30 protein-coding genes and 1 tRNA gene are annotated in these 25,246 nt (G+C 65.1%); 17 read left to right on the forward strand and 14 right to left on the reverse strand.

All coding sequences use genetic code 11. The features are described 5' to 3' along the window. Window positions 1-21 precede the first annotated feature (21 nt). A complete protein-coding gene (locus J2R76_RS32985; protein ID WP_253588859.1) occupies window positions 22-549 on the forward strand; it encodes a Tautomerase enzyme in 528 nt (175 codons plus the stop codon). A 13-nt stretch (window positions 550-562) separates the two neighbouring features. Next, window positions 563-1,546, forward strand: a complete 984-nt coding sequence (locus J2R76_RS32990; RefSeq protein WP_253625407.1) for a carbon-nitrogen hydrolase family protein — start codon at window positions 563-565, stop codon at window positions 1,544-1,546. A 58-nt stretch (window positions 1,547-1,604) separates the two neighbouring features. Here J2R76_RS32990 and J2R76_RS32995 read toward each other — a convergent pair whose 3' ends face one another. The 3 genes from J2R76_RS32995 to J2R76_RS33005 form a co-directional block, all read right to left on the reverse strand. Further along, the gene (locus J2R76_RS32995; RefSeq protein WP_253625408.1) at window positions 1,605-2,972 is read right to left on the reverse strand and encodes an MFS transporter; all 1,368 of its coding nucleotides are present in this window, start codon (window positions 2,970-2,972) and stop codon (window positions 1,605-1,607) included. A 78-nt stretch (window positions 2,973-3,050) separates the two neighbouring features. Further along, on the reverse strand, window positions 3,051-4,580 hold the full coding sequence (locus J2R76_RS33000; protein ID WP_253588862.1) for an aldehyde dehydrogenase: 1,530 nt from the start codon (window positions 4,578-4,580) through the stop codon (window positions 3,051-3,053). After that, window positions 4,577-5,230, reverse strand: coding sequence for a GntR family transcriptional regulator (locus J2R76_RS33005; RefSeq protein ID WP_076829643.1), 654 nt, complete (start codon window positions 5,228-5,230; stop codon window positions 4,577-4,579). Before J2R76_RS33005 ends, J2R76_RS33000 begins: the two co-directional genes overlap by 4 nt. 156 nt (window positions 5,231-5,386) lie before the next feature. Here J2R76_RS33005 and J2R76_RS33010 point away from each other — a divergent pair, with 156 nt between their 5' ends. Together J2R76_RS33010 and J2R76_RS33015 are read left to right on the forward strand one after the other, a co-directional pair. Beyond that, window positions 5,387-6,184, forward strand: a complete 798-nt coding sequence (locus J2R76_RS33010; protein ID WP_253625409.1) for an alpha/beta fold hydrolase — start codon at window positions 5,387-5,389, stop codon at window positions 6,182-6,184. Window positions 6,185-6,315: 131 nt separating this feature from the next. Beyond that, window positions 6,316-6,801 carry a Crp/Fnr family transcriptional regulator gene (locus J2R76_RS33015; protein ID WP_253625410.1) on the forward strand — a complete coding sequence of 162 codons (486 nt, stop codon included), beginning with the start codon at window positions 6,316-6,318 and terminating at the stop codon, window positions 6,799-6,801. On the opposite strand, the gene J2R76_RS33020 is transcribed toward J2R76_RS33015, so the two are convergent. Continuing rightward, entirely contained in the window at window positions 6,740-7,567 is an 828-nt protein-coding gene (locus J2R76_RS33020) for a metallophosphoesterase (RefSeq protein WP_253625411.1), read from the reverse strand. The genes J2R76_RS33015 and J2R76_RS33020 overlap by 62 nt on opposite strands. 162 nt (window positions 7,568-7,729) lie before the next feature. Continuing rightward, a complete protein-coding gene (locus J2R76_RS33025) occupies window positions 7,730-11,617 on the reverse strand; it encodes a PAS domain-containing protein (protein WP_253625412.1) in 3,888 nt (1,295 codons plus the stop codon). 356 nt (window positions 11,618-11,973) lie between these two features. Between J2R76_RS33025 and J2R76_RS33030 the strand changes: the two genes are divergently transcribed. From J2R76_RS33030 to J2R76_RS33050, 5 genes are all read left to right on the forward strand, one after another. Further along, complete coding sequence (locus J2R76_RS33030; protein WP_092085090.1) at window positions 11,974-12,372, forward strand: phasin family protein; 399 nt, start codon at window positions 11,974-11,976, stop codon at window positions 12,370-12,372. Window positions 12,373-12,643: 271 nt separating this feature from the next. Then, the gene (locus J2R76_RS33035) at window positions 12,644-13,078 is read left to right on the forward strand and encodes a phasin (RefSeq protein ID WP_028336028.1); all 435 of its coding nucleotides are present in this window, start codon (window positions 12,644-12,646) and stop codon (window positions 13,076-13,078) included. 190 nt (window positions 13,079-13,268) lie between these two features. Continuing rightward, window positions 13,269-13,345, forward strand: a tRNA-His gene (locus J2R76_RS33040). 200 nt (window positions 13,346-13,545) lie between these two features. Beyond that, complete coding sequence (locus tag J2R76_RS33045) at window positions 13,546-13,839, forward strand: hypothetical protein (RefSeq protein ID WP_375166547.1); 294 nt, start codon at window positions 13,546-13,548, stop codon at window positions 13,837-13,839. Between the two features lie 388 nt (window positions 13,840-14,227). Beyond that, window positions 14,228-14,554, forward strand: a complete 327-nt coding sequence (locus J2R76_RS33050) for a hypothetical protein (RefSeq protein ID WP_018273595.1) — start codon at window positions 14,228-14,230, stop codon at window positions 14,552-14,554. 13 nt (window positions 14,555-14,567) lie between these two features. Here J2R76_RS33050 and J2R76_RS40715 read toward each other — a convergent pair whose 3' ends face one another. Next, window positions 14,568-14,702, reverse strand: coding sequence for a hypothetical protein (locus tag J2R76_RS40715; protein WP_256521274.1), 135 nt, complete (start codon window positions 14,700-14,702; stop codon window positions 14,568-14,570). A gap of 34 nt (window positions 14,703-14,736) precedes the next feature. Between J2R76_RS40715 and J2R76_RS33055 the strand changes: the two genes are divergently transcribed. Further along, window positions 14,737-15,417: a ParA family protein gene (locus J2R76_RS33055; protein ID WP_028336032.1), complete on the forward strand. Its 681-nt coding sequence runs from the start codon at window positions 14,737-14,739 to the stop codon at window positions 15,415-15,417. A gap of 462 nt (window positions 15,418-15,879) precedes the next feature. On the opposite strand, the gene J2R76_RS33060 is transcribed toward J2R76_RS33055, so the two are convergent. Beyond that, the gene (locus J2R76_RS33060) at window positions 15,880-16,176 is read right to left on the reverse strand and encodes a DUF4282 domain-containing protein (protein ID WP_028340592.1); all 297 of its coding nucleotides are present in this window, start codon (window positions 16,174-16,176) and stop codon (window positions 15,880-15,882) included. Between the two features lie 318 nt (window positions 16,177-16,494). Between J2R76_RS33060 and J2R76_RS33065 the strand changes: the two genes are divergently transcribed. The 3 genes from J2R76_RS33065 to J2R76_RS33075 all read left to right on the forward strand — a co-directional run bounded on the left by J2R76_RS33065 (window position 16,495) and on the right by J2R76_RS33075 (window position 17,760). Further along, window positions 16,495-16,953, forward strand: coding sequence for a MaoC family dehydratase (locus J2R76_RS33065; protein WP_057019033.1), 459 nt, complete (start codon window positions 16,495-16,497; stop codon window positions 16,951-16,953). A gap of 8 nt (window positions 16,954-16,961) precedes the next feature. Further along, window positions 16,962-17,444: a MaoC family dehydratase gene (locus tag J2R76_RS33070; RefSeq protein ID WP_076829845.1), complete on the forward strand. Its 483-nt coding sequence runs from the start codon at window positions 16,962-16,964 to the stop codon at window positions 17,442-17,444. Window positions 17,445-17,616: 172 nt separating this feature from the next. Beyond that, window positions 17,617-17,760, forward strand: a complete 144-nt coding sequence (locus J2R76_RS33075; protein ID WP_016841369.1) for a hypothetical protein — start codon at window positions 17,617-17,619, stop codon at window positions 17,758-17,760. Between the two features lie 107 nt (window positions 17,761-17,867). Here J2R76_RS33075 and J2R76_RS33080 read toward each other — a convergent pair whose 3' ends face one another. The 6 genes from J2R76_RS33080 to J2R76_RS33105 all read right to left on the reverse strand — a co-directional run bounded on the left by J2R76_RS33080 (window position 17,868) and on the right by J2R76_RS33105 (window position 21,674). Then, window positions 17,868-18,008, reverse strand: a complete 141-nt coding sequence (locus J2R76_RS33080) for a hypothetical protein (protein ID WP_167350365.1) — start codon at window positions 18,006-18,008, stop codon at window positions 17,868-17,870. A gap of 386 nt (window positions 18,009-18,394) precedes the next feature. After that, a complete protein-coding gene (locus J2R76_RS33085; RefSeq protein ID WP_016841371.1) occupies window positions 18,395-18,817 on the reverse strand; it encodes a hypothetical protein in 423 nt (140 codons plus the stop codon). Window positions 18,818-18,972: 155 nt separating this feature from the next. After that, window positions 18,973-19,914 (reverse strand): hypothetical protein, encoded by a 942-nt coding sequence (locus tag J2R76_RS33090; protein WP_253625414.1) that lies wholly within the window; start codon window positions 19,912-19,914, stop codon window positions 18,973-18,975. A gap of 249 nt (window positions 19,915-20,163) precedes the next feature. Beyond that, a complete protein-coding gene (locus tag J2R76_RS33095; RefSeq protein ID WP_026193357.1) occupies window positions 20,164-20,598 on the reverse strand; it encodes a nuclear transport factor 2 family protein in 435 nt (144 codons plus the stop codon). Between the two features lie 284 nt (window positions 20,599-20,882). Next, a complete protein-coding gene (locus J2R76_RS33100; protein ID WP_028336038.1) occupies window positions 20,883-21,143 on the reverse strand; it encodes a hypothetical protein in 261 nt (86 codons plus the stop codon). Between the two features lie 60 nt (window positions 21,144-21,203). Continuing rightward, window positions 21,204-21,674, reverse strand: coding sequence for a nuclear transport factor 2 family protein (locus J2R76_RS33105; protein WP_253589048.1), 471 nt, complete (start codon window positions 21,672-21,674; stop codon window positions 21,204-21,206). Between the two features lie 312 nt (window positions 21,675-21,986). On the opposite strand from J2R76_RS33105, the gene J2R76_RS33110 reads away from it, so the two are divergent. From J2R76_RS33110 to J2R76_RS33125, 4 genes are all read left to right on the forward strand, one after another. After that, on the forward strand, window positions 21,987-23,105 hold the full coding sequence (locus J2R76_RS33110; protein ID WP_253606857.1) for an alpha/beta fold hydrolase: 1,119 nt from the start codon (window positions 21,987-21,989) through the stop codon (window positions 23,103-23,105). Between the two features lie 419 nt (window positions 23,106-23,524). After that, window positions 23,525-23,758 (forward strand): hypothetical protein, encoded by a 234-nt coding sequence (locus J2R76_RS33115; RefSeq protein ID WP_229191210.1) that lies wholly within the window; start codon window positions 23,525-23,527, stop codon window positions 23,756-23,758. A gap of 91 nt (window positions 23,759-23,849) precedes the next feature. After that, window positions 23,850-24,044: a hypothetical protein gene (locus J2R76_RS33120; protein ID WP_016841379.1), complete on the forward strand. Its 195-nt coding sequence runs from the start codon at window positions 23,850-23,852 to the stop codon at window positions 24,042-24,044. A gap of 255 nt (window positions 24,045-24,299) precedes the next feature. Next, on the forward strand, window positions 24,300-24,800 hold the full coding sequence (locus J2R76_RS33125; RefSeq protein ID WP_141343020.1) for a GNAT family N-acetyltransferase: 501 nt from the start codon (window positions 24,300-24,302) through the stop codon (window positions 24,798-24,800). 27 nt (window positions 24,801-24,827) lie between these two features. On the opposite strand, the gene J2R76_RS33130 is transcribed toward J2R76_RS33125, so the two are convergent. Further along, on the reverse strand, window positions 24,828-25,244 hold the full coding sequence (locus J2R76_RS33130) for a pyridoxamine 5'-phosphate oxidase family protein (RefSeq protein WP_253625415.1): 417 nt from the start codon (window positions 25,242-25,244) through the stop codon (window positions 24,828-24,830). Window positions 25,245-25,246: the final 2 nt, after the last annotated feature.

Raw genomic sequence — 25,246 nt, forward strand, 5'->3', positions numbered from 1 at the left:
CAACAACAGGAGGTCGCCTCAATGCCGATGATCGACGTGACAATTCCCGAAGGAGCCCTGAAGGTGGAAGCGGAGGCGCGGCTCATCAAGGAGCTCGGCGATATCCTGATCGGCCACGAGGGGTTCGATCCGGCGAACAAGGTTGCGCAAGGCGTCACCGTTGTCTTCCTGCATCGGCCGGCCGCCGTTTATGTGGCGGGCCAGCCATCGCCATCGCCACGATTTCGCATCGTCCCGACGGTCCCCGAGGGGCAGTACACCGAAGCCTCGCGCGCGGCCTTGGTGAAGGACGTCACCGACGCGGTGGTGCGCGCTGCCGGCGGTTCGTTCGAGGATGTGGCGCCGCAGGTCTGGGTGTTTCCGACCGAGATCCCCGACGGCCAGTGGGGCAGCCGTGGCGTCATTCGTCCGCTGCCGGACATCCAGGCCTTCATCGCCGGCGAGCACGAGCGCAAGGTCGGCGAGGCGCGTCTGGCGCGACGGCGGCGCGTCAAGGCGCTGGAGTTGCTTGCGGGCGCGCTCGACGCTGCCCGCAAGGGCGTCGACTGACGCGGGCACAATCATGACATCCGACACGCATTTCAGGCTCGCGGCGGTCCAGGCCGCCGCGGTGCAATTCGATCGCGACGCTTCGCTGGAGAAGGCCTGCCGCCTGATCGGCGAGGCCGGCGCCATGGGCGCGACGATCGCCGCCTTCGGCGAGACCTGGCTGCCCGGCTATCCCTTCTTCTGTCACGCGCCGACCGGGCCGAACACGTTTCGCGCGATGGCCGAATATCTCGACAACGCGGTCGAGATTCCCTCGCCCACGACCGATCGGCTCTGCGCCGCCGCCGAGGCCGCGGGACTGGATGTCGTGATCGGCGTCGCCGAACGTGATGCCGTGACCAAGGGCACGGTCTACTGCACGCTGCTGTTCATCGGCCGCGAGGGACGGCTGCTCGGCCGCCATCGCAAGCTGAAGCCCACCTTCAACGAGCGCTCGGTGTGGGCCGATGGCGACGCGGCGGGCCTGCGCGTGCATGAGCGGCCCTATGGCCGGATCAGCGGCCTCAATTGCTGGGAGCACAACGCGATGCTGCCCGGCTATGCTCTGGCCGCGCAGGGAACGCAGATTCACGTCGCGGCGTGGCCGGGGCGGGAGCCCGCGGTGGCGCCACCGTCGCCGACGCCGCTCTGGCCGCGGCAGTTGTTGCTGTCGCGAGCGTTCGCCTCGCAAGCCGGCTGCTACGTCATCGCGGTCGGCGGCATGCGCTCGCACGAAATCACGCCGGAACGTTACCGCGAACTATCGACGATCGAGTACAGCGGTGACAGCGTCATCATCGATCCGCGCGGCGAGGTCATCGCAGGTCCGGCGCAGGGCGAGACCATCCTGATCGCGGACGGCTCGCGGGAGGCCGTGCTCGCCGCCAAGGCGCTGTGCGATATCGGCGGCCATTATTCGCGCCCCGACCTGCTGCGGCTGATCGTCGACCGCAATCCGCAGGAGCAGGTCATCGACTGCGGCTTCGCCGGGCGTGTCACGCCGGAGATGTGGGAGTGACGCGACGGCGCGGGTAACCCGCGCCGTCAAAGCCTGTAGCGAGAAAGGTCGCTCCGTGTCACGAAGCCTCCTGCGGAATTGCGGATGGTGATTCCTCGCCCTTGAGCTCCTCGAGGCTGCGGTGCCGCGGCTCGATGCCGAGCGCCCATACGGTGATGATCTGCACGATGAGCAGTCCGATCATCAGGGCCATCACGCCGGCGACGCCGCGCGCTTCGAACAGCATCACGACCAGGAATGGTGTCACGATGGTGGCACCTCGACCGAGTGTGTTGACTATGCCGGATGCCCGCAGCCGCACCTCGGTCGGGAACAGTTCGGGAATATAGATGCCGAACAACAGTGCGACCAAGACATAGATCGGCACGGTCAGCGCGAAGCCGACGGCCGGCAGCAGGAATGGATCCGAGATCATCGGATAGATGACGCCGAGGATGATCGATATCAGCGATGCGCCGATGATCGTGGGCTTGCGGCCCCAGCGGTCGGCGGTCAGGGCGCCGATCGCCGAGCCGATCGGCGCGCCAAGCGCCATCAGCAGCGAGTAGCCGAACGAGGTCGCGACGGACAGGCCCTGCTTGATGAAGAACACCGGCAGCCAGGTCACGAAACCGTAAAGCAGCGTATTGATGGTAATCAGGCATACCGCGCCGACGATCATGCGGGACAGCAGCGGCGCAGCGAACAGCGTGGCGAGATCGGGCGACACCGGTGCCGGCGTTGCAGCCGCGGGCGCCGGCAAGGGCTGACCCTGGGAAGCTTCCTTCTCGATCGCCTGCATCAGCGCCTCGGCCTCGGCGGTGCGTCCTACCGCCTCCAGCCAGCGCGGCGACTCCGGCAGCGACTTGCGCAGGTACCAGACGATCAAGGCGCCGACGCCGCCCAGCACGAACATCGCGCGCCAGCCGAATTGCGGGACGACGACCGATGCGACCAGCAGCGCGATGGGCAGGCCGGTCACGACACAGACGGCGGTGAAGCCGAGCCACTTCCCGCGGCTCCGGGCCGGCACGAACTCGGTCATGGTGGAATAGCCGACAACATTTTCGGCGCCGAGACCGACGCCCATCACGAAACGGCAGGCAATCAGAAAGGCCATGTTTGGCGCAAGCGCCGCCGCCAGGGACGCGATGCCGAACAGCAGCAAATTGAACTGGTAGGTGAAACGCCGTCCGTAACGGTCGCCGAGGAAGCCGGTGCCGAAAGATCCGAGCATCATGCCGACGAAGGTTGCGGAGATGAACGCGGCGTTTTGGGCGAGCGTCGAGAATCCGGTCTTCAGCGTCACGCCAAGCACGGTGCCGGCGATATAGATGTCGAAACCGTCGAAGAACATTCCGATCCCGATCAGGATCATGATCCGGCGGTGGAATGGTCCGATCGGTAGCCGATCGAGGCGGCTCCCGGCATTGACCGATGTCGACATATGCGCTCTCCCCTTGACTGTTTCCTCGGTGATGCGGCCCGCCATCTGTGGGCGGTTTGCCGCTTTGCTCGACTGCGGCTAGTTCAACCGGCGCTGGCTGGCCGTGTCGCGGTACCAATCGAACGGCTGTTCGTGGGTCGCGACCATCACGCTCTTGGTGTTGAAATGGTCGTCGAAGCTCTCGGTGCCGCATTCCCGGCCGATGCCGGAATCGTCAACGCCGCCCCAGGGCGAGGCCGGATCGAGCCGGTGGTGATCGTTGATCCAGACGATCCCGGCCTTGACCGCGGCGGCCACGCGATGCGCGCGCGCGACGTCGCGGGTGCGAATGGCGGCGGCGAGGCCAAAGGGCGAATCGTTGGCGAGCCGGAGCGCGTCGGCCTCGTCCTTGAAGGGGGTCACCGAGGTGAAGGGACCGAATACCTCCTCCTGGAAGATCCGCATGTCGGATTTGACGTCGGCGAACACGGTCGGTTCGACGAAATAACCGTTGTCGTGGCCCGCGACCTTTGCGGCCACGCCGCCGGTGAGCAGCCGCGCGCCGTCTTCATGACCGTAGCGCGCATAGCTGAGAACGCGGTCGCGCTGGCGTGCCGAGATCACCGGCCCAAGCTGCGTGTTCGGATCGAACGGATCGCCAATGCGGATGGTGCGGGTCTTGGCCTGCAGCTTTTCGACGAACTCGTCGTAGATCGAGGCCTGCACGATATGGCGCGACGCGCAAACGCAGGTTTGGCCGGCGCCGATGAAGGCCCCGAACGCGGCATAGTTAACGGCGCGGTCGACGTCGAAATCGTCGAATATCATCACCGGCGTCTTGCCGCCGAGCTCCATGGTCTGGTGCGCGAACACCTTCGCCGCGGCGCTGCCCGCGATGCGGCCGGCTTCGGTCCCGCCGGTCAGCACAAGCTTGTCGATGTCGCCATGCTCGGCGAGCATCTTGCCGGCGCTCTGGCCGAGGCCAAGCACGATGTTGAAGACGCCGGGAGGCAGTCCGGCCTCGCTGAAGATCTGGGCGAGCTTCAATGTCGTCAGCGGCGTGTATTCCGACGGCTTGACAACGGTGACGCATCCGGTCGCCAGCACGACGGCAAGCGACTTGCACAGGATCATGAGCGGGTGATTGAAGGGCGTGCAGTTGGCGACGATTCCGATCGGCGTGCGCAGGGTGTAGTTCAGATACGCGCCTTCGACCGGGATGACGGAATCGCGGCGCGACAGCGCCAGTCCGGCGAAGTAGCGGAAGAAATCCGGCAGGCGCGACAGCTGCGCGCGGGTTTCGTTGACCGGACGGCCGTTGTTCAATGTCTCCAGCCGGTACAGCGTGTCGAGATTGGCCTCGAACGCGTCGGCGAGCCTGTTGACGAGCCGGGCGCGCGCCCTCGTGTCCATCCCGCCCCACGCCTTGCCTTCGAATGCAGCGCGAGCGCTCTTCATCGCACGGTCGATATCCGCGGCGGTCGAATTCGGAATCCGGGCGATGACGTCGCCGGTCGCGGGATTGCGGACGTCGAGCATCTCGCCGTCTCCGGCCTCGACCTCGCGTCCGTCGATGAAGTTGCCGTGGATCTCGACGTCGATCGTCGCGGGCTTCGACGGAATGTTCATGATGACCTCTCTTCGACGATGACGGCGTTGCGCTTGAGTGCCGGCAGCACGCGCTTTTCGGTCGCCGCGATGTGAGCCTTGATGATGCGGGCCGCGGTGCGTGCCTCGCGCCGCTGCATGGCGTCGATCAATGCGACATGCTCGGCCACGAGCTTCGCCGGGTCGTGGCCCTTCAGATTGGAGACGCTGACGCGCACCAGCCGATCGGCCTGGCCGATCAGGTCGCAGAGCGTGGTCGCCATGCGGCGGTTGCCCGACGCGTGCGCCAGCGCCGAGTGGAAGCCGCGATTGTAGGTGATGAAGTCCTCATGGCTGCCGGAGAAGCGACGGAATTCATCGAGTGATTTCAGGATGCTGTCGGGCGCGCTCTCGATTGCTTCGGCGACGCAGGCCGGCTCGAGCGCAAGGCGGAAGCGCAGCAGATCGCGGGCGTCGGACAGCGAGATCGGATTGACCCGGTAACCCTGGCGGGGCTGCACCGTCACGAGGTGCTCGCGCTCGAGCCGCAGCAGGGCGTCGCGGACCGGCTGGCGGCTGACCGCGTAACGCTCCGCCAGATCCTGCTCTCGTATTTCATCGCCAGGAGCAAGCTGACACGATAAAATATCAGATCGCAGGTTTTCGTAGATATTCTCGCGGAGAAGGATCATTTTATTGGAGTCTCCTGCCCAATAAAATGCAGTCTGTGAAATATCACGTCAAGCTGAAATCCTTGAAATCCGGGTGATTTGATTTATCAATCGTCCGCAGGGGCGCTTTGGAGCCCAAATGCGCGAATTTCGGGCACGATTTGAAAGAGAGCGACGATGGACAGGCTTTTGGCCAACCGCACAGTCAACGCAGCCCAGTCGGGCGAGGGGCCGCCGCTGGTCCTGTTTCACTCGCTGCTGTCGGATCGCGCGAGCTTCGATGCGATCGTGCCGGAACTTGCCCGCTCGTTTCGGACCATCGTGCCGGAACTACCGGGATTCGGTCGGTCGAGCGCGGTCGAGGGTGGTGGCCTCGCCGCGATCGCCGATCGGATGGCGGACGCGGTGCATGATGCGGCTGATGGCACGCCGGCCATCGTGCTCGGCAACGGTTATGGCGGGTTCGTCGCGCTGCAGATGGCAATCCGCCACCCGGCGATCGCGAGCCGGCTGATCCTCGCCGACAGCGGTGCGGCGTTCTCCGAGCCGGGCCGCGAGGCGTTTCGCAACATGGCCAGGGTTTCACGCGAGAAGGGGCTCGCCGCGATCACCGACATTGCAATGCGCCGGCTGTTTGCACCGGATTTCCAGGCACAGCATCCCGCGCTGATGCAGGATCGCCGCGACGCATTCCTGCGCACCGATCTCAACGTGTTCTGCGCGGCCTGTGACGCGCTGGCGAGCCTCGATCTTCGTGCCGAACTACGCAGCGTGACTGTACCGACGCTCGTCGTGGTCGGCGAATATGACGAGGCGACGCCGCCGCCGATGTCATACGAATTGGCAGGCGGCCTGCCGAGAGCCAGGCTCAGGGTCATTCCGGGATGTGCGCATGTCCCGCAACTGCAATCGCCAAAACTGTTCCTCGATACGATCGGCGATTTCCTGGCGGTCAAGCATAACGCGCCCGCCTGAGGCGCGCGCAAAGGGCTGGATCGCGCCGCGGGTCACGCGGTGGCGTGCCGACAATTTGGGCAGAACGCCCAGCTAATGCCGTTTGACGCGACAGCATCTCTGCCTAGTCTGACCGGAGACGGAGATGAAACATGCGAGCGATCCTTGATCACTGCACCGGCGGTCGCAGGCGCAGCCTGCCGGCGGGCACGGATTTCATCGAGGAGGGCGGCAAGACCGGTCATCTGTTCGTGCTGCTCGAGGGCAAGGTGGAAGTCGTCAAGGGCGACAGCTTGGTGGCCGTGATCGACGAGCCCGGCGCGGTGTTCGGCGAGATGAGTGTGTTGCTCGACCGGGCGCACAGCGCCAACGTGCGCACGGCCACTGATTGCGTCCTGTACGAGTTCGACGATGCGGCGTCGTTCCTGCGCGAGCAGCCGGAGGTGGCGCTGCTGATCGCGCAGCTCCTGGCGCAACGGCTTCATGTCGCCACGACCTATCTTGCCGACCTGATGCACCAATATGCCGATCACGGCACCCATCTGGCGATGGTCGGCGAGGTGTTGCAGAGCATGATCAACCTGCCGCCGATGCAGGTCGCGCCAGGCTCGGATCGGCAATCCGATCCAAGGATATGAGCCAGTCCGGCGCCTCGTGCAGGGGAGCCGCCGGCCGCGACAGCGGCGCCTTGAGATCGATCATCTGCGCATCGCCGGCGGCGAGCCAGAACGCCTTGTCCTGTGCGAGATCGAGCACGATGTAGACCGGTGGACGGCCGGGCTGCAGGCCGGTGTTGAACACCCAGGTCGGTCCGATCCGGTCGAACCACGAGCCCATCTGGATGAACGGCGACTGATGCACATGGCCCGAGATCACCAGCGCCGGATGGTGGCGCTCGATCCAGCCGAGCAGCTCGGCGTCGCCGAAGAAGCGCTTGCCGCCCCAGCTGGTCGGCGAATCCGCCGGCGGGGCGTGATGGACCCAGACCCAGCGGCGGTGCGGCACCGCGGCTGCCGCGCGAAGCTGCTCGTCGATCCGCGCCTTGACCAGCGGGCCGTCCCACCACGGGCACACCGTGAACAGCGTGTCGTCGATGGCCAGATTGTCGCCGTCGCAGGCGACGCCGAACCCCCTGATGCCGGCGACCCAGCGCGCGATCTTCTCGCCCTCCGGGTTGCGCTCGTCGAGGTCGTGATTGCCCGAGCAGAAGATCACCCGCGTGAGATCGGCGAGCCGCGACAGGTATTTCGTGACGACGACGATCTGGGCGCGGAAATCGACCGCCGAGCCGAGGTTGAGCGCATCGCCGGCGAAGATCACGAGATCGAATTGCGGTGCCGCCGCCAGCAGCCAGTCGAACTGCGGCAACGAGTAATGCAGATCGGCGACGACAAGACAGCGCATCGGTGAAATCCGAATGCCCGGAAAACGGGCGGGGCCGCACGGCAATGATTTCAAACAAGCCAAATCGCAGCAAGATCTATGCCGCGCCGCGCGGATCCGACGCGACAGATGTTCGCAGTGTCCTGGAATCGGCCGGCAAGAGCGGGAAGGGCGGATCGCTGCTCACGCCCTTGCTGTGGCGTGGGCGAAGGTCACCTCGATCAGCGTGCCGGTGCGGCCGCCGGTCCGGATCTGGAATTTGGCGCGATTGGCTTCGACCAGCGCCTTGGTCAGCGACAGGCTGACGCCGCCGGAGCCGGCCTGATCTGATGGCGTCGGGGCGCGGAACGGCTCCAGCGCGGCGGCGACCTCGTTGTCGTTGAGACTCTGCCCGGTGTCGCGCACGCGCAGCATCACCTCGCCGAAATCCGACAGCGCGGTCGAGACGATCACCTGGCCGCCGGCATTGGCGAGATGGATCGAATTGCCGATCAGGTTCAGCGTGATCTGGCGCAACGCGCGGGCGTCAGCGACCACAGGCGGCAGCGTGTGGGCGAGCGAGGTGCGGATGATGATGCGCTCGCGGTTGGCCTGCGGCTGCATCACAGCGACGCAGCTCTCCACCATCTCGTTGAGGTTCTGGCTGGCGAAGGCGAGGTCGAGCTTGCCGGTCTCGATCCGCGACAGGTCGAGCAGATCGTTGACGATCGCGATCACCCGCTCGCCGGAGGCGCGGATGTCCTTCATGTATTCGACATAGCGCTCGTTGCCGAGCGCGCCGAAGCGCTCGCCGATCATCACCTCGGCAAATCCGATGATGGCGTTGAGCGGCGTGCGCAGCTCGTGGCTGATCCGCGCCAGCATGTCGGACTTGGCGTTGGCGGCGCGTTCGGCGAGCCGCCGCGCCTCGCGCAATTCGCCCTCGCTCTTCTTCGTTTGCGACAGATCACGGAACACCGCGAAGAAGTTCGGTCCATCGGCGCGGGTGCGGCCCATCGTCACCGACAGCGGGATGATGCCGCCCTGGCGGACGCGGCCGAGCGTCTCGCGGCCATGGTCGAGCAGGCTGGCGACGCCGGCCGATTTCAGGCTGGCAAGATAGTCGAAGATGCCGTGCTGGCTTTCCGGCGCGAACAGATCGGCGAGCTTGCGGGTGACGAACTCGTCGCCGTCATAGCCGAACAGCGCCTCGGCGCTGCGGTTGCAGGAATGGATGTTGCCCTCGGCATCGAACATGATGATGCCTTCGGCCGCGGTGTCGAGGATCGCGCCGAGCTCCTCGGCGTCGGCGTGGCCGGCCTGCGGCTCAGCCGGCGCAAGCAGCGGCTCGGCGGCGGCCACAGGCTCCGGCTCGGACAGCGCCGCGGCGATCGCGGCATCCTCGTCCAGCGTGCGCGAGAAGATCAGCGCCAGCGCGGAATCGTCGTCCCAGGTGATGGTGTGCAGCCGCGCCTCGGCGGACACCGACTGCGCGCCGTGCTCGGTGCTCTGGTTCGCGGAGATCGTCACCGGCGTGCCGGTGCCCGACGTGCTGCTCGCCTGCGAGACGCCGGGCTCGACATAGAGCGCGTCGAGGCCGCCGGCGGCTTCCAGCGCGTGCAGGCTGTCATGGCCCATGCGCGAGAGGAAGGCGCGGTTGGCATAGAGCAGGCGGTCGAGCCGGTAGATCAGGATGCCGACCGGCAACAGATCGAGCAGCGCGCGGTCGCGCCGGGAGTCGGCGCGCGGCGCCGGCTCCGCCGCAGCCAGCCAGCTGGCCTTTGGTGTTTCCGCCGGTGTCTCCAGCTGCGCGACCGCCTCTTGCGCTGGCGCCTCTGCTTGCTGCGGCGGTTCGCTTGCGGGCGGCGCTTCGGCGACCGGCTCGGCCGGCACGCTGTCGTCCGTCGTCGCGGCGAGGCCGGCCTCGTTCTCGAGCCGCGCCGACAATTGACGGGCGAGCTCGTTGAAGGCGTTGTTCTCGACCGGCGTCAGCGACGGCGGCCGGGTGTCGCCGGCGGGACGGAACGGCACCACATTCGGTGGCGGGTCGTGACGCACTTCGTGCGTTTCCTCGTGCGTTTCCACGGCGTGATCCGGATCGGCTCGGTGTGAAGTCTCTGCGGCTGTCGGCTCGGTCAATTCCTCGGGTGGTGCTGCTGCGGTCGTGTCGGGCGGCGGCTCCGCGTGCGGCGGAGGATTGTCCTGTGGCGCGGCGGGCCCGGGCGGCGCAACGGTGCGCGGCGCCGGTGCGACATCGGCCGACAGCGATTGCGGCGCGACCGTGCCGCTGAAGAACTCATAGCGGCGCAATGCGGCGAGTCGCGCAAGCCCGTCGAGGTCGCGACACACACCAAAGCCGCGGTAGCCGGCGAAATTCCTGGCACGATCGAACACCGGCAGGCCGGACAGTTCGACCGGCAGCCGGCCGCCACCGTCGACTGGCCAGTGCAGCGTGATGCCGCTCCAAGTGTCATGGCTGGCGAACGCCTGCATGACGCGGCCCTCGGGATCGAGGCCAAAACTCTCGGCGATGTCGCTCCACAGCCGGCCGAAGCCCGCCGCGGTGTGCAGGCCGATCAGGCGGGTGAATTCATCGGAGCCAAGCGAGAAGCGGGCCTCATGGTCCATCTGCCACATGAAGCGCAGCGGATGGCGCCGCACCGGCAACGGCTCGTCGAGCCATGATGGTGGTGGCACCGGCGCCAATGTCGCGGGCTCCGGCTCGGCGGCAGGTGGCGGCGCGGGCGCATCCGCGATCGCATAAGGCGAGGGGGCGGGATCGGCCGGGGGCGCCGATATTTCCGGCGCGTGCGTGCGTGCCGTCTCTGCGAGATCAGGCGCAGGCTGTTCGACCGGCGCTTCAGCGGGTGCTTCGATCAGCGCTTCCGACAGCGGCTCCTCCACGGCGGGGCTTTCGTCGGGCGTGGTGTCGAGAGGTGCAGTCTCGACGGGCGTCGGCTCTGAATGCGTGAGTTCTGCCGACGCAAGTGGCGGGGCAAGAGGCGTAGGCTCTTCGATCTGCGCGCCGTCCGGCACTTCGATCAGTGCTTCCGACAGAGGTTCCTCGGCGGCAGCTGTTTCGTCTTGCGTGGTGTCGAGAGCTGCGGTCTCGACGGGCGCCTCTACGTGCGCCGCCTCTGCTGCCGCGGCAGATGGAGCAGCATTCTCAGGTTCGGATTTAGCCGCGCTGACGATCGGCTCGATCGTGACGCGCTCTTCCAACTGCGGATCCAGCGCGTCGAACAAGGCGATCGGTGCTGCGCTGGCCGTCGCGGGCGCTTCGTCATGCGCAACGGCTTGTTCGATAACTGCAGGTGCTGGCGGCGGCTCTACGGCCATGGCCTCTTGCTGCGCTGGCGCTGCGGGAGCCGGTGCTTCGCGCGCCGGCGTCTCCGGCTCAACCGGCGCAGGCACGATCGGCGCCGGCCTTGCGGCGAGATGCGCCGCCGGCTTGATCAACGCGACCAGCGCGCGATCGGCGCCGTGCCCGATCCGCTGCAGCACGACGCGGCCGATCGCAACGCTCGCCGCCGCGCGGCCCTGCGCCAGCGCCTCACCGCGCGCGGCATCGAGACCGGCTTCGGTGAGGTCGTGCAGGCCGGGCAGCGTACGCGCCGCCTCATTGGTTGCGACCAGCAGTCCGTTGCTGGTGAAGGCGGCGGCCGGACGCGGCAAGCCCTGCAGCAGCCGCTGCAGGCGTTCCGCGAGCGGCATGCCGCGGCCGGTCGCGTTGAGCGCCGTCATCAGGATGCCGTGGCTGCCGTCCGGCAGGTCGATCCGGGCGCAGCCGCAGGTCGCGAGCATGCCGGGCGCAGCGCCGAAGCCGCGCAGCCGCTCCAGGCGGACCGCGCCATTGGCGTTCAGGCTGTGGCCGAGCCGCGCGACCTGGCGGCGGTGCGGATCGGCCGGGCTGAAGCCGCGCTTCGCCAGCTCGGCGCCGTTGGCGGCACCGAATACCTGCGCGCCGACCGGATTGGCCCAGAGAATCCGCGCGCCGTCGGCCGCCCACAGCCATGCCGGCAGGGCGCCCGTCGCATGATCCGCCAGCCTGACATCGCCGAGCGCCTGGATCTGGAATTCCGCGTCACTCATCACGCAAGATTTGACCGCATGGGTTTGGCTTTCTTCCTTAAGCTCAGCCGAAGGCCCGGCAGCCGCAGGACAACAGCCTTAACAGAAGGTTAGTATCGCAACTGGGGGGCGGCAGGTCCATGTCCGCAGCGAAACTGCCCCCGCCAAAGCCGGGATAACGTTAACTCGGCTGAACGATCCACAGCCGTTTGGCGTTGTCGGGCAAAGAGAGGTTGCTGCGAGCCGCGCGATGCGGAACCAGGCGGCGCCGCGTCACACCTGCGATTGCAGTGCCACGATATATATTCTGCCGTCTATCTTGCCCTGGGCCCGCAGGGCCAAGCGGCGGGCCGATCAGCAAGCGAGGGAGAGCGACCATGAGCGACAACGGGCGTGACCATTTCGAGATCCCCAAGTTCGAGATTCCCAAGGATATGCGGTCGATGGCGGAGGCGAGTTTTGAGCAGGCGCGCAAGGCGTTCGAGCAATTCGTGACCAACGCCAAGGACACCGCCGGCAAGATCGAGGAGCGCAACGCCACGGTGCGCGCCGGCGCCAAGGATCTTTCGACCAAGGCGCTGTCCTATGCCGAAAAGAACGTGCAGTCGTCGCTGGACTACGCCGAGGCGCTGCTCAAGGCCAAGGACCTCAGCGACGTCATGCGGCTGCACAGCGAATATGTGCAGGGCCAGATGCGCTCGCTCGCCGAGCAGGCCAGCGAGATGGGCCAGGCCGTCAGCCGGGCCGCGATGGACGCGGTCAAGCCGAAGAACTGACGAGGCGCATTGGCCGCGGCCGACCCTGGCGCATTCAGCCTCGGTCGGCCGCGGTAATCTTTTGTTCCGTCAGATAAAAAATGTGGCGTCGCACGCGATCTTACGTTGCGTTGCACAAAATTGACATGATATGGGTGTTTATTAGGCGCGCCCGACGAAGGGCACTCCCGTGAATCAAGGCAGCGTGATCCATTTCAGCGCTCCCGCCCTGATGGGCTCCGGGACGTCCGCAATGGTCACATCTACTCACCCGTTGCGAAGGATTACACGTATGACCAACCCGTCCGATCCGTTTTCCGCCTCGATCATTCCGTTTGAAGTTCCCGAGCAGATGCGCGCGTTCGCCGAGAAGGGCGTTCTGCAGGCCCGCGACAGCTACGCCAAGTTCAAGGACGCTGCCGAGACCCACAACTCGACGGTCGAGGCCGTGTTCACCTCGGTGAGCAAGGGCGCCAGCGAGTATTCGGCCAAGCTGATCGAGTTCTTCAAGGCCAACACCACCTCCTCGCTCGACTTCGCCCAGGAGCTGTTCAGCGTGAAGTCGCCGACCGAAGCGGTCGAGCTGTGGACGTCGCACGCCCGCAAGCAGTTCGAGACCTACACCGCGCAGGCCAAGGAACTGGCCGAGCTCGGCCAGAAGGTCGCCAGCGAGACCGCCGAGCCGATCAAGGCCAGCGCCTCGAAGTTCTACAAGCCGGCCGCCTGATCGCTGCCGTTTGGGAGACCAGCGAAAGGCCCGGGCCGAAGCGGTCCGGGCCTTTTTGCTGGGCAGGAGCCCGTCAAGCGGCCCGACATAACAGCGGAAATCGACGCGTTACGGCCTTGCCAAAGCGCGGCGTTGCACCTAGTTTCCGCCCGAAATCGCCGCCCCGCTTGAGCGGGCCGCGCGTCAGGATGCAGTTGTAGCTCAGTTGGTTAGAGCGCCTGTCTGTGGAACAGGAGGTCGGTGGTTCGAGCCCACCCAACTGTACCATCCGCAAGATCAGTCAGCGCGACATCGCAAAATCCGGCCATCGCAAGGTCGCTCGCCCTTGTCGCCCGGCGTGTCACCGCGTCCGCTTGCACTTCTCCGTCCCGTCACCCAAACTGACTGACACGACGCCTTAACGACGCCTAGTGACACCTTTGGGGGGATGCATGGGGATCGCCTGTTCAAGGAGTTTTTCGTTTGCGTTGATATCAAGCATCGCTCTTGCGGCGCTGCTGCTGCCGGGCCGAAGTGAGGCCTATACGCAAGACCAGCAGCAGGCCTGTACGCCGGATGCGTTCAGGCTTTGCGGCCCCGAGATTCCCGACGTCGATCGCATCACGGCCTGCATGATCAGGAACAAGGCGCAGCTCTCGCCGGCCTGCCGGGTGTTCTTCCGCGGTGGTCCCGAGCCGCGTGAAGCGAGCGAGCGCGTGGAACGGCGTCCTGCCAAGCACAAGGCCGCCAAATCGCACAGGGCGAAGAAGTCCACCCACTAAATGATTCCCATCGCGCGCACGCGGCTAACTTGGCGCATTCTCGTCGAGCGGACCGCTGTGCGCTTCACCTCGCCCCGCGTGCGGGCGCGTGCGGGGAGAGGTCGGAACGCATCGTCAGATGCGTTCCGGGTGAGGGGGAGTCTCCACAAGCGCAACTATCGCCATCCACGCGGAGACAGCCCCTCACCCCAACCCTCCCCCCGTAAGAACGGGGAGAGGGAGCGCAGCGCCATCGCGGTCAACGCAATCTCATCGCGCGGTGGATCGCCTCCATGCGATTTCAAGGCTGCGATGCGCGACAGACTGACGCCTTGTGACGCTGTCACGCAGCATCATCTCTGGGGCTTGTATTGTCAGCCAAATCTGTTCCGCTTGTGGAACGGATGGAGTGGGACGCGTGAGCGAATACTACAAACAAGAGATCGATCGGCACTTCGCCTGGTTCGAAGCCAAGCTGCCGGAAAAGCCGGCGCGCTTCGTCGCGTGGCTGCGCAAGCCGTCGTCGCGCTATGTGCGGATTCCGCTCGCGATCCTCCTGATCATCGGCGGCATCTTCAGCTTCCTGCCGGTGCTCGGACTCTGGATGCTGCCGCTCGGACTCCTTTTGTTCGCGCAGGACGTTCCGTTCCTGCAGAAACCGACCGCGCAATTGCTCGGCTGGATCGAGCGCAAGTGGATCGAGCGCGAGCGCGCGAAAGCTGCCGGAAAACGCTAGGCACCGAGTCATATCAAACGCTTAGGGCTTCCATTTGCGGTTGCGTCATAAGTTCGGTGTGACTCAAAAAGCAAAACGCACCGGTAATCTTGGCCACTTTGCGGATTGCAAGAAATTTTTTCTTTCGCGAATCAGCGTGCTGATTCATTTTCGCCTCCTGGGGTCAATCTGGAGGCCAACGTATGAACGTGATTGTTTTCGCTTCGCGTAAGGGGGGCTCGGGAAAAAGTACCCTGGCTGCTCACCTCGCCGCGCAAGTGCACAAGGCAACGAAGCCCTGTCTGCTGATCGACGCCGATCCGCAGGGCTCGCTGACTCTCTGGCACAAGCTGCGCGGCACCAACGAGCCGGCGATCAAGACGGCGGTGAACTCGGTCAGCGGGATCATTGCCCAGGCCAAGCGTGACGGCATCGAGTGGGTGTTCATCGACACGCCGCCGAACCTCTCGGCCGTGGTCGACGACTCCATCAAGAACGCCACGATGGTGATCATTCCGGCGCGGCCCGGCGTGTTCGACGTCAACGCCGTGCAGGAAACCATCCAGACCTGCCGCTCGATGCGCAAGCCCTATGCCGTCGTGATCAACGGCGCGCCCGCGCAGCGTGACGGCGCCGAGAGCCGCATCGTCGCGATCGCGCGCGAGGCGCTGGCGAAATTCCGCGCTCCGGTGTGGAGCGGCCAGATCACCAACCGCGCCGATCTTCTGATGGCGCTCGGCCAGGGCGAAGGCGCCCGCGAATATTACGCCGAAGGTCGCGCCGCTGCCGAGATCAATCGGCTGTGGGCCGCGATCGAACGCTCGATCAAGGCGATCCGCGGCACGGCGTCGGCGTCCGGTACGATGCACAAGCAAGCGGCGTAACAACGCCGCTTACGTTCGAAATGGAAAGAACGCGCGGCTCCCGCGCGTTTTTTGTCGTCGAGAATATTGGAGTCATTCCGGGGCATGCGAAGCATGAGCCCGGAATCTCGAGATTCCGGATTCGATGCTCACGCATCGCTCCGGAATGACGGAGGGGATGCCCTCACGCCACCATCAGCAGATAGAACACGATCACCGGCGCCAGGGTCAGGATCACCGACCAGATGCCGACAGCCCATAAAATATCCTCGGTCGTAAAGCCCGGCTCGGCACCCGGCCTCACGGCAACAAACCCATTCCTCGAATTCACGACGCCCCCGCGCTGGTCTTGGCAATGCGGAAGGCTGTACGCGAGCGGATTTAAGATACCGGTCGGAATTTCGCGGGCATTTGCGCGCGGGTGCTACTTCGGATTAACCACAGCCCCGCCGGTCGGTCGCGTTCGGCCGGGTGCCGTTCGCTTCAGTGCATTGCTCCGTCCCGATCGCGGATCGCTCCGAGATGCTCGTTGATCCGGAATACGATCAGGATGAACTCGGCGGCGATGCGCGAGAACACGATGCCGACGAAGACGCTGGCGATCGACGCGAGCAGCTGGATGAATCCGACGAACGGGCTGATCGCCATCGCCGTGAGGCTCCACAGGATGCCGGAGATCCCGAACAGCACGATGACCGCGATCACCAGCCAGTAGAACGTCTTGATGATCGTGGGCGTGATGAAGCGGTCCCACTGAAACAGATCCTGGAAATCGAACATCATGGTTCTCCCGGCCAGCCGAATATGATTCGCGTCTCGTTCATCCTACTGCGTGACCGCCGGCGTGATCACTTCATCCCGGGAGCCTGCGCCGCAGGCGTCCGTCGGGAAGAGGCTTTCGCCGGGCCAATGGTTCGGGACGGCGCCAGGCGCCTCCGCGACCAGAGGGATCGATACCGCAGAAGCCCATTCGGTCTCGCCAAAGGCGAGCCCCGGACCGGGCGCCGGCAGTCCAGGGGCGAGCTATGCGAGTGGGCCGGTTGTGATTGCCGCAAATAACGGCCACAATCGGGCTTCCCTCCGGCATATCCTCACCCAATGACCACGCTGACCTTCGAAGACTTCAAGCCCGGCCGCTTCGGCACGTTCGGCCCGCGCCATGTTTCACGCGAGGAGATCCTCGCCTTTGCCGCCGAATTCGACCCGCAGCCGATGCATCTCGACGAGGAGGCGGCGAAGAAATCCATGCTCCGCGGCCTGTCGGGCTCGGGCTGGCATCTCGGCTCGCTGATGATGCGGATGCTGTTCGACGGCTTCATCGGCCGCACCGCCTCGCTCGGTTCGCCCGGGGTCAACGAGATGCGCTGGGTGGCGCCGCTGCGTCCGGGCGACGATTTGACGCTGGATGTCGACGTCGTCGAGGCGCGCGTCTCGAAGAGCCGGCCCGAGACCGGCATCGTCACTTTCAAGGGCACCATCCGCAACGCGCGCGGCGAGATGCTGTGCGAGATGGAGTCGCCGATCATCGTCAGCCGCCGCGACGGCGCGAGCGCATAGGAGAGGTCATGCGCTTTTTTGAAGATATCGAGATCGGCGCGCGGCGCGAGTTCGGCTCCTTCACCTTCACGCCCGAGGACATCAAGCGGTTCGCCGCGCAGTTCGATCCGCAGCGCTTCCATCTCGACGAGGAGGAGGGGCGCAACTCGCTGTTCGGCGGGCTCGCCGCATCGGGCTGGCATGTCGCCAGCGTCTGCATGAAGCTGCTCGTCGCCGACGGCAAGCGGCTCGCCGCGGAAGCCGCCGCGCGCGGCGAGGAGGTCGCGGTCTGGGGGCCCTCGCCGGGCTTTCGCGAACTGCGCTGGATCCGCCCGGTGCTGGCGGGCGATACCATCAGCTTCACCAACCAGGTCGAGACCAAGCGCACGTCCGAAAAGCGGCCCGAATGGGGCATCCTTCAGGCCCGCAACACCGGCGTCAATCAGCGCAACGAGGTGGTGTTCTCGTTCCTCGCCACCGCTTTCGTGCCGCGGCGGAATCCCGGTTCCTGATGTTGCCCGCGCGCCTCTGATGTTGCCCGGACGCCATGGTTAGCGAATGACTTCTGCTGCCGACGCAGTTGTGCGTTGCGTGGAACTCAGTTTTTGCTAACGCATTCTGAACCTTTGTCCCTGCCTTATGGTTTGAGGGCACGGACATCTGGCAAGAATGACTGGGGATACCATGGCAGATCGCAGCGCGCTGAAACTCGTCGGCATTATCTTCGCGACGGTAACGGTTGTGGTGATGCTGGCCACCGGAATGGTCGTGAAGGGCTTTGCCGACGGCAATTATTCCTTCGAGACCACCGCGAGCATCGACCGCTGATTGACCGTCTGTAACTCCCGGCGCTCGAGGGAGCGCAGGTGGCGTGCATTTGCGCTTTTCAATGTGATCTGTCGGCAGGCTGCGTCACATTTCTTCCAAGCTTCAGTCTAACGATTCCAGATCAGCACCATCACGACCGTCGCGGCTGCCAGGATGCCGATGAAGCGGATCATGATCGTGCCGATGCCCTGCTGCGGCTGGCGCAGCGGAATCGGATCGGCGGCGTTATCCGGCCGGACGCTCTGCATGACTTCGTCTCCAAATGGATGCCCGGCTAGTGTCCCGAATCCGAAGTTCGCATCATTTGCCGCACCTTCGGAGCGAACTTCGGATTCGATAAGGACACTAGCAAACCTTTGATTCTAGTGTACTTTATGAATGCGAAGTTCGTGAAAGTGGCTGCCGCGAAATCGCACGAACTTCGCATTCAGCACACTAGGCGCGGTCCGGACGCGAATTCCGGATTGGACGCGGGCTCGACATCCCCAGTTCAAATCGGCTTCTGCAAAAAATTGACGTCGCGGAGTTTACACCGCGCTGAATAACGAATCGTTCTGCGCTGAATCAGGCCGCAAAGCGAAGCCGCCGCCCCCTGTTCAGGAGGCGGCGGCGATCAGTTTGGAAAACTGAAGTATCAGCTGTTGCGCAGGCCGTCGGCGGCGCGCTTCCACTGCGAGACGTTGTCGGCGATCATGCGCGTCGACTTCATCGCGGCCTGGCTGAGCTGGGCATAGCCGGAGATCTCGCGCTGGACGCGCTGGCCCTCGGCATGCAGCAGGTCACGCAGGCTCTCGAGCTCGCCGATCAGCTTCTCGATCTCGGCGAGCGAGGTGCCGGCGACGCGCTGGATCAGCGAGTTGACGTTGCTGACGGTGGCATCGGTGTTGGTGTCGGTCGGCGCGGTCTCCGGACTCGCCACCGGCCGGCGCAGATAGGCGATATCGTTGCGCACGAAGTCGCGGATGCCGGCTTCGACTTCCGAGACGGCGGCGAGGTTGGTGTCGACCTCGGACGTCGTTTCGACTTCGGCTTCCTCGGTACGGTTGGTGGCGTTCATCGGCTTTCCCCTTGGTCGCAATGGCGAAGCGCGGCTTGTCCCCCGCACGACGAATTGATGAAGTTACGGACCTATCAGTGCCGCCGAATTTGACCGCATCTGGGCCAAGTTGCGGCAATGCCTGATCATTTAGCGCGATAGAGCTAACAGACCGTTCACCATGAGCGCTTGTAGCCGGCGCTGATGCTCTTGTTGGTGGTGCCCTGGGAGGTCTCGCCGACCGAGCCGGAGACGGTAACGCCGTCGAACAGCTTCTGCTCGGCACCGATCCGGCGCAGCCATCTGTCGTCGGAGGTCGACAGCGTCTGGCCTGCCGTGATGCTGGTGCCGGTGTCGTTAACCGACAGGCTCGCCGACTGATCGGTGTCGTAGCTGCGCGAGGAGTGGTTGATGATGCCGGGCACCGGGACCACGCCCTGCTGGATGAGGTTGTAGCCGTTCTGCAGCGTCAGCGAATATTGCTCCGACAGCGGCACCGACTTGCTCAAGGAGGTGCCGACCTTGCTCTGGTCGGCGGAGGGATCGACCCGCGCCTCGACCGAGGTCTTGTCCCAGATCGAGGCCACGCCGCCGGTCGAGATCGCGGCCCAGGCCGAGCCGCCGGACTGCGGCAGGCTGCCGCCATTGGCGAGCCGCTCCGACAATTGCTCCGACGTCGTCATCGTGCCTTGCCTTGCGATCGTCATGTCGGCGCCGATGCGGGTATCGAGGAATGGCGAGATCGACTGCTTGACCGACACCGCCGACGAGCCGTTGGCGTTGTTGTTGGTCGACCAGGATGGATCCTTGCCGGCGATGCTGGCGGGCCTCGCCGCACGCTTCGGCGCCAGCGTGGGCAGGCTCGTAGAATCGGTGTCGAGCTGGCTCCAGTCGAGCTTGCTCTCGTCGATGTCCTTCAGGATGTCGGCGTCATTGGCATTGGCCGCCGGCGGCTCCTCGTCGGCCGCAGCCTCGGCGTTATCAGCTGCGCTATCCTGGGCGGCGGGAGCGATCTGCCACGGCGGGGTTTGCGCGCCGGCCGACAGCGCCATCGCCAGGCTGAAGCCGGCTGCCAGCACCTGCAGCCTTGCCCAGCCAAATCGTAATGTGAAAGTCATTCCCAGCCCGCAAATTCCAGAGCCGCAGCATGCATTGCCGTGGCGCAAAATTGTGGCATCGGCGCTCTGAAAGCAAGTGATCAACGCGTGATCGTCATGTCCGGGACAAACGCGCAGCGCGTTCGCGCGGCGCGTCCCGAGCGCGGCCGTTCGGGGCTGGCAAAACAGGCCGCCGCTGCCGGGGCGCCTGAACGCGAAGACGCGCTTCGCGCTTTAGCGCCCCGGACATGACGAAGGCGTGAAAAGCCGTCAGACCGCGATGCGCGGCAGATGGATCGGGTAGCCGACGGTCTGCTCGACGAGGTCGAAACTGTCGACCAGCACGCGGAAGCTCGTCAGCTTGCCGGCCCTGAACTGCGCGAAATGCGCGATCCGGAGCGAGATCGGCTTGTTGGAGTCGAGTGCCGTCAGCGAATAGCGCAGCATCGAGGCTGCGGAATCCACGCCGAGCATGATCTGTTCCCGGTCGAAGCGGTGAACCCTGAGGTTCTCGCCGATCTGCCGGATCACCTCGAGCACCGCGGCCTTGCCGCGGCGCGCGCCGAAAAAGGAAAACAGGTCGATCGGCCCATAGATGGACCATTCGACCTCGTCGTCGAGCAGCGGCTCGATATCTGCAAGCTGGCGTTCGTTGATCGCGCGATGCAATGCGCGCGAAAAACGCCAGAGACTATGCTCTGTCATTTTGGCCTTGTCCTGAAACTGGATTTTCAAACGCAAACGGATGGCAGGGGGTCAGCGCCGACGCCTTGCCAGGTTGCTGCACATCGCTATTGCGGCCTGAAATAGTGCCGAACGGCAAAAACGCAAATGACTTTTTTGCAATGCACAATTGCGCGGAATTTTACCGGAATGTGACCGCCGACCTCTGGATTCTGGTTCTGACGCGCTTTTTTGTTGCGAACCGGCATCCACCCCGCATCACGTGGGGAGCAGGCTTCGCGCGGAAAGGCTCCGGTCGCCGCAATTCAGCGGTCGCGCTGCCGCACCGGTTGCCGCTCGATCACGATTTCGGCGTCGCGGATCGCCACCACCGCGAACAGCAGTGCGCCGCCGATGCCGCCGATCGCGGCGCCGAGCGGCATGAAGGTGAAAAACACCAGCGTTCCGCTGTCGATACCCGAGGTTCTGGCCAATCCGATCCAGCTAAGGCCGGCTCCGATGCCGAAGGCGGCGCCGCCAAGGGCGCCCAGCGCCAGGCCAAGCACAGCGAGCAATGCGATTTTCATGGTGGTTTCAGCCCCGACCGCAACAAGCCCGGTAATAAGTCAGCGCCGGGCTGTCGAGGTTCAACGCCGGCGTTGCGAATTTGCCTGCACGATGTCGTCGCGCCCGGTCAGCGCCGCCGCGACGTCGCGCTCCAGCACCTGCTGGACGAGGTCGAAGGTGTCGATGATCTCGCGGATCTCGGTGATCTTGCCGTCGCGCAGCGTGTAGAACACCGCCACATCGAACTGCACCACGCGGGCGTTGTTGCGCTTGCGGAAGAACACGCGCAGCTGCGCGGCGACCCTGTCGCCCTGGGTCACCACGATCGGCGCCTCATAGCGCATGTCCGAATAGCGCTCGTGGATCGTGGTCCACATCTGGCGCAGCGCGGCCTTGCCGCGGTGCTGGCCCATATGCGGAAGAATGTCGATCGGGGCGTTGGCGAGAAACGCGACGTCGTCGCTGCAGCGATCGAGCGCGCCCTCGATGCCGCCGGCATAATAAACGTCGAGGAAGTTCAAGACGCGCTGCCGGTTCAAATCCTCGCCCATGATCGACTCCGCCGGTCCGACTCGCTCTGGCCCGGCATTGTGAACCGGAGCATTCCACAATCAAACAACATATGTTTGACGCGCGAGACGCGATTAGGTTCGGCAACCAGCGCGTGCATTGTGGCGCAAAATGCATGCGGCGCGCCGGTTCGCGCAATGCGACGACGGGCGGCTGTCGCGGTGCAGGCGGCGGTTTATTCCGCGCCTGCGCCGCTTAAATCTTCGCGCCCGCGGCCTTGCCGCGGCGCCGCCGGCCCGTATGCTTCGCGGCGGAAGGCGGCCGAACAGAGCCGCCCCGATGGGGAGAGACCAATGAAGCGCATCACCCACTTCGCCGCGATCCTGTCGCTGCTGGCATGCCCGGCGATCCCGCCCGCCTTCGCACACACGCCGCAGCAGCCTGCCCACCAGCTCTACAACGAAGGCGACCTGAAGCTCGAGAGCGGCGAGGCGATCAAGGATTTCTCGATCTCCTACGTCACCCACGGCACGCTGAACGCGAAGAAGTCGAACGCCATCCTGATGGTGACCGCGATCTCGGGCAATCATCACCGGCTCGATTTCATGATCGGCCCCGGCAAGGCGCTCGACCCCGACAAGTATTTCATCGTCTGCACCGATGCGATCGGCAACGGGCTGACCACGTCGCCGAGCAATTCGAAGGCGCAGCCGCGGATGCAGTTCCCGAAATTCGCGATCCGCGACATGGTGGAATCGCAGTATCGGCTGATGAAGGAGAAGCTCGGTATCGACCATGTCGTCGCCGTGGTCGGCCCCTCGATGGGCGGCATGCAGGCGCTGCAATGGGGCGTCAGCCATCCGGACTTCATGGACGCGCTGGTTGCGATGGTGCCGCTTGCGAAGACGCCGGCCTGGTCGGTCGCGGTGATGGAGGCCTCGCGCAAGGCGATCATGAACGATCCGGCGTGGAAGGACGGCAATTACGAGGCGCCGCCGGAGAAGGGCCTCAAGCTGTTCCGCGATATCGTCGCGCTGCTCGCGGCGCGCACGCCCGACATGTATGCGGCGCAGTTCAAGTCCGGCCCCGACGTGTTGCCCTGGATGGCCGAGCAGGAGACCGCGCTGTGGAAGCTGTTCGACGCCAACGACTGGATCTACCAGAGCTGGGCCTATGACCGGCACGATGTCGGCACCACGGCCGGGTTCGGCGGCGACACCGCGAAGGCGCTGGCTTCGATCAAGGCGAAGACGCTGATCCTCACCGGCACCAAGGACCTGCTCAACCCCGAATTCGAGCCGAACCAGATGGGCCAGAACATCGGAGGCGTGACCATCAAGACGATCAGCCCGGGCACCGTGACCGGCCACGCTTCGGCCGGCGGCTTCTTCCCGGCGGATGTCGAGTTTCTCAACCGCGAAACCGGGGTGTTCCTCGACGGCGTGACCGACGGCGGCAAGAAACTGGAGTGATCGGCTGAACCGGCCGCGCCTCGCAGACGTGGAGGCATGCGGCGGGCAGCTGTCCGCGAGTTAATGAAACCTCCGCCCGCGCCCCCGGTTGGTTCGGCGTGGGCGACGCATCCGCGATCAGGAGTTCCTTATGAGAAACACCATGCCGCTTGCCGTCGCCGCCCTGGTTGTCTCCAAATAAATCATGCGAGCGCGCACCGCGCGACGGTGAGCCGGCGTCGACGCCGGCCACGAGGCCTTGAGCTCCTCCGGGGCCGGCCGGTGAAATCGCGCCGGCTCGCTGTCGCGGTGCGTTCGACAACAGCTAATCCGACGGCGCCGCCTTGCCGGCGGCGCGGTCGATGGTGAACCGCTCGTCTTCCCGGAACCGGCGGTGCCGCTGCGCCGTTGATGCGGCAGCATTGCATTGGAGCCGCATCATGAAATCGATTGTTCTCGCGTCCGTCATTGCCGTCAGCGCGCTCGCCTTGGCGTCGCCTGCCGACGCCAAGGGTTGCATCAAGGGCGCGATCGTCGGCGGCGTCGCCGGTCATTATGCCGGCCATCACGGCATGCTCGGCGCCGCCGCCGGTTGCCTCTACGGCCGCCATCACGCCAAACAACAGCGCCAGCAGCAACCGCAGTCACAGCCCGCGCAGCAGGAGAAGCTGTAGGATCAGTTGTGAAGCCACGTTCCGGGAATGAAGTCTCGTTCCGGGAACGCCGTCCGCACCGGCCGCGTTGTCTCCATGCGTAACGGAGACGATGATGACGAAACCAAAGACAAAGACCATCCAGCCCGTTCCTGACGACAACAAGAGCCACAAGGGCCCCGGCAGCACCCCCAGCGTTCCCATCGACACCACCAAGGGCCATCGCGACGACGAGAAGCACAACATCCGCGAGCAGGCCGCGCACGGTAATCTGACCCAGAACACCAGCAACAAGCGATCGGGTTAGACGCAAGGCGAGCATATTCCGCCGTCGTCCCGGCGAAGGCCGGGACCCATAACCCGCGGCGGATGTCGTGAACGGGATTCGTCGTTCCATTGTCTTTCACGATGATCGTCTGTGGTTATGGGTCCCTGCTTTCGCAGGGACGACACCGAATATGTGGTTCGGCCGGTGAGTCATACCTCCGCATTCTCGCGACATGATCTGCCCGAGCTTTGCGCTTCCCTTGCGCCCCGTTCTCGATCGGCCTTATCTGCGAGCATGCAGATCAAGGACGAACGCCCCGAAGATGCCGCCGCGATCAGCCGCATCACGGCGGCAGCATTCGCAACAGCGCCGCACAGCAGCGGCACCGAAGCCCGCATCGTCGAGGCGCTGCGCCAGGCTGACGCGCTGACGATTTCTCTGGTCGCTGTATCCGACGACGGCAGCATCTTCGGCCACGTCGCGTTCTCGCCGGTCCGGATCGAAGGTGTAGTAGGACGTTGGTATGGGCTTGGCCCGGTCTCGGTCGCACCCGACCTGCAACGGCAGGGCACCGGCGGCGCGCTGATCCGCGCGGGACTTGCTCGCCTCGCGGCGATGAATGCTGACGGCTGCGTCCTGCTCGGCGATCCCGCCTATTACAGCCGCTTCGGCTTTGTCAGCGATCCCGCGCTGACCTATGGCGGCGAGCCCAGCCCGTACTTTCAGCGGCTGGTGCTGAAGGGCGATCCGCCGAAGGGGGATGTGAAGTACCATGCGGCGTTCGATGTGACGTGATCAGGTACCGCCTCAAGACGACGTGGCTCACGGCAGAGTCATTTCCTCGATCCGCGCCGGCACCGCGCCAAAATCGCTGAACCGGGCCCAGTTCGGCCGTATCCGCACATAGCCGATGTTCGGCCATGTCTCGCGCTCCGGCCCGTCGGGCCACGCCGCGAAATACACCTGCTTGCAGGCGATGAGCTCCGCGCCGCTCGGGAAGTCTGCGATGCCCTCGACCTGTGCGGTCTGTTCGGCGTCCCAACCGATCACCAATGCCGCGCGCGGATCGGCGCGGAGGTTCTGGTATTTGCGCGAGGTGGTCAGCGTGTCGAAGAAGATCTCGAGATTGTCGCTGACCGCGATCCCGACGACCGCCGCCTGGGGCGCGCCGTCGTGAGCCGTGCTGACCACCGCGAGCCGATGCACCCGCAGGAAGGTGAGAAGCTCGGCGCGCGTCATGA

The sequence above is a fragment of the Bradyrhizobium sp. USDA 4532 genome, from assembly GCF_024171315.1.
Taxonomy (GTDB): Bacteria; Pseudomonadota; Alphaproteobacteria; order Rhizobiales; family Xanthobacteraceae; genus Bradyrhizobium; species Bradyrhizobium australafricanum.

What these genes read in the sequence shown, in the direction of transcription:
- J2R76_RS32985 (WP_253588859.1), top strand. Translation starts at nt 22, where the DNA reads ATGCCGATGATCGACGTGACAATTCCCGAAGGAGCCCTGAAGGTGGAA.
- J2R76_RS32990 (WP_253625407.1), top strand. Translation starts at nt 563, where the DNA reads ATGACATCCGACACGCATTTCAGGCTCGCGGCGGTCCAGGCCGCCGCG.
- J2R76_RS32995 (WP_253625408.1), bottom strand. Translation starts at nt 2,972, where the DNA reads ATGTCGACATCGGTCAATGCCGGGAGCCGCCTCGATCGGCTACCGATC.
- J2R76_RS33000 (WP_253588862.1), bottom strand. Translation starts at nt 4,580, where the DNA reads ATGAACATTCCGTCGAAGCCCGCGACGATCGACGTCGAGATCCACGGC.
- J2R76_RS33005 (WP_076829643.1), bottom strand. Translation starts at nt 5,230, where the DNA reads ATGATCCTTCTCCGCGAGAATATCTACGAAAACCTGCGATCTGATATT.
- J2R76_RS33010 (WP_253625409.1), top strand. Translation starts at nt 5,387, where the DNA reads ATGGACAGGCTTTTGGCCAACCGCACAGTCAACGCAGCCCAGTCGGGC.
- J2R76_RS33015 (WP_253625410.1), top strand. Translation starts at nt 6,316, where the DNA reads ATGCGAGCGATCCTTGATCACTGCACCGGCGGTCGCAGGCGCAGCCTG.
- J2R76_RS33020 (WP_253625411.1), bottom strand. Translation starts at nt 7,567, where the DNA reads ATGCGCTGTCTTGTCGTCGCCGATCTGCATTACTCGTTGCCGCAGTTC.
- J2R76_RS33025 (WP_253625412.1), bottom strand. Translation starts at nt 11,617, where the DNA reads ATGAGTGACGCGGAATTCCAGATCCAGGCGCTCGGCGATGTCAGGCTG.
- J2R76_RS33030 (WP_092085090.1), top strand. Translation starts at nt 11,974, where the DNA reads ATGAGCGACAACGGGCGTGACCATTTCGAGATCCCCAAGTTCGAGATT.
- J2R76_RS33035 (WP_028336028.1), top strand. Translation starts at nt 12,644, where the DNA reads ATGACCAACCCGTCCGATCCGTTTTCCGCCTCGATCATTCCGTTTGAA.
- J2R76_RS40715 (WP_256521274.1), bottom strand. Translation starts at nt 14,702, where the DNA reads ATGAATCAGCACGCTGATTCGCGAAAGAAAAAATTTCTTGCAATCCGC.
- J2R76_RS33055 (WP_028336032.1), top strand. Translation starts at nt 14,737, where the DNA reads ATGAACGTGATTGTTTTCGCTTCGCGTAAGGGGGGCTCGGGAAAAAGT.
- J2R76_RS33060 (WP_028340592.1), bottom strand. Translation starts at nt 16,176, where the DNA reads ATGTTCGATTTCCAGGATCTGTTTCAGTGGGACCGCTTCATCACGCCC.
- J2R76_RS33065 (WP_057019033.1), top strand. Translation starts at nt 16,495, where the DNA reads ATGACCACGCTGACCTTCGAAGACTTCAAGCCCGGCCGCTTCGGCACG.
- J2R76_RS33070 (WP_076829845.1), top strand. Translation starts at nt 16,962, where the DNA reads ATGCGCTTTTTTGAAGATATCGAGATCGGCGCGCGGCGCGAGTTCGGC.
- J2R76_RS33075 (WP_016841369.1), top strand. Translation starts at nt 17,617, where the DNA reads ATGGCAGATCGCAGCGCGCTGAAACTCGTCGGCATTATCTTCGCGACG.
- J2R76_RS33080 (WP_167350365.1), bottom strand. Translation starts at nt 18,008, where the DNA reads ATGCAGAGCGTCCGGCCGGATAACGCCGCCGATCCGATTCCGCTGCGC.
- J2R76_RS33085 (WP_016841371.1), bottom strand. Translation starts at nt 18,817, where the DNA reads ATGAACGCCACCAACCGTACCGAGGAAGCCGAAGTCGAAACGACGTCC.
- J2R76_RS33090 (WP_253625414.1), bottom strand. Translation starts at nt 19,914, where the DNA reads ATGACTTTCACATTACGATTTGGCTGGGCAAGGCTGCAGGTGCTGGCA.
- J2R76_RS33095 (WP_026193357.1), bottom strand. Translation starts at nt 20,598, where the DNA reads ATGACAGAGCATAGTCTCTGGCGTTTTTCGCGCGCATTGCATCGCGCG.
- J2R76_RS33100 (WP_028336038.1), bottom strand. Translation starts at nt 21,143, where the DNA reads ATGAAAATCGCATTGCTCGCTGTGCTTGGCCTGGCGCTGGGCGCCCTT.
- J2R76_RS33105 (WP_253589048.1), bottom strand. Translation starts at nt 21,674, where the DNA reads ATGGGCGAGGATTTGAACCGGCAGCGCGTCTTGAACTTCCTCGACGTT.
- J2R76_RS33110 (WP_253606857.1), top strand. Translation starts at nt 21,987, where the DNA reads ATGAAGCGCATCACCCACTTCGCCGCGATCCTGTCGCTGCTGGCATGC.
- J2R76_RS33115 (WP_229191210.1), top strand. Translation starts at nt 23,525, where the DNA reads ATGAAATCGATTGTTCTCGCGTCCGTCATTGCCGTCAGCGCGCTCGCC.
- J2R76_RS33120 (WP_016841379.1), top strand. Translation starts at nt 23,850, where the DNA reads ATGATGACGAAACCAAAGACAAAGACCATCCAGCCCGTTCCTGACGAC.
- J2R76_RS33125 (WP_141343020.1), top strand. Translation starts at nt 24,300, where the DNA reads ATGCAGATCAAGGACGAACGCCCCGAAGATGCCGCCGCGATCAGCCGC.
- J2R76_RS33130 (WP_253625415.1), bottom strand. Translation starts at nt 25,244, where the DNA reads ATGACGCGCGCCGAGCTTCTCACCTTCCTGCGGGTGCATCGGCTCGCG.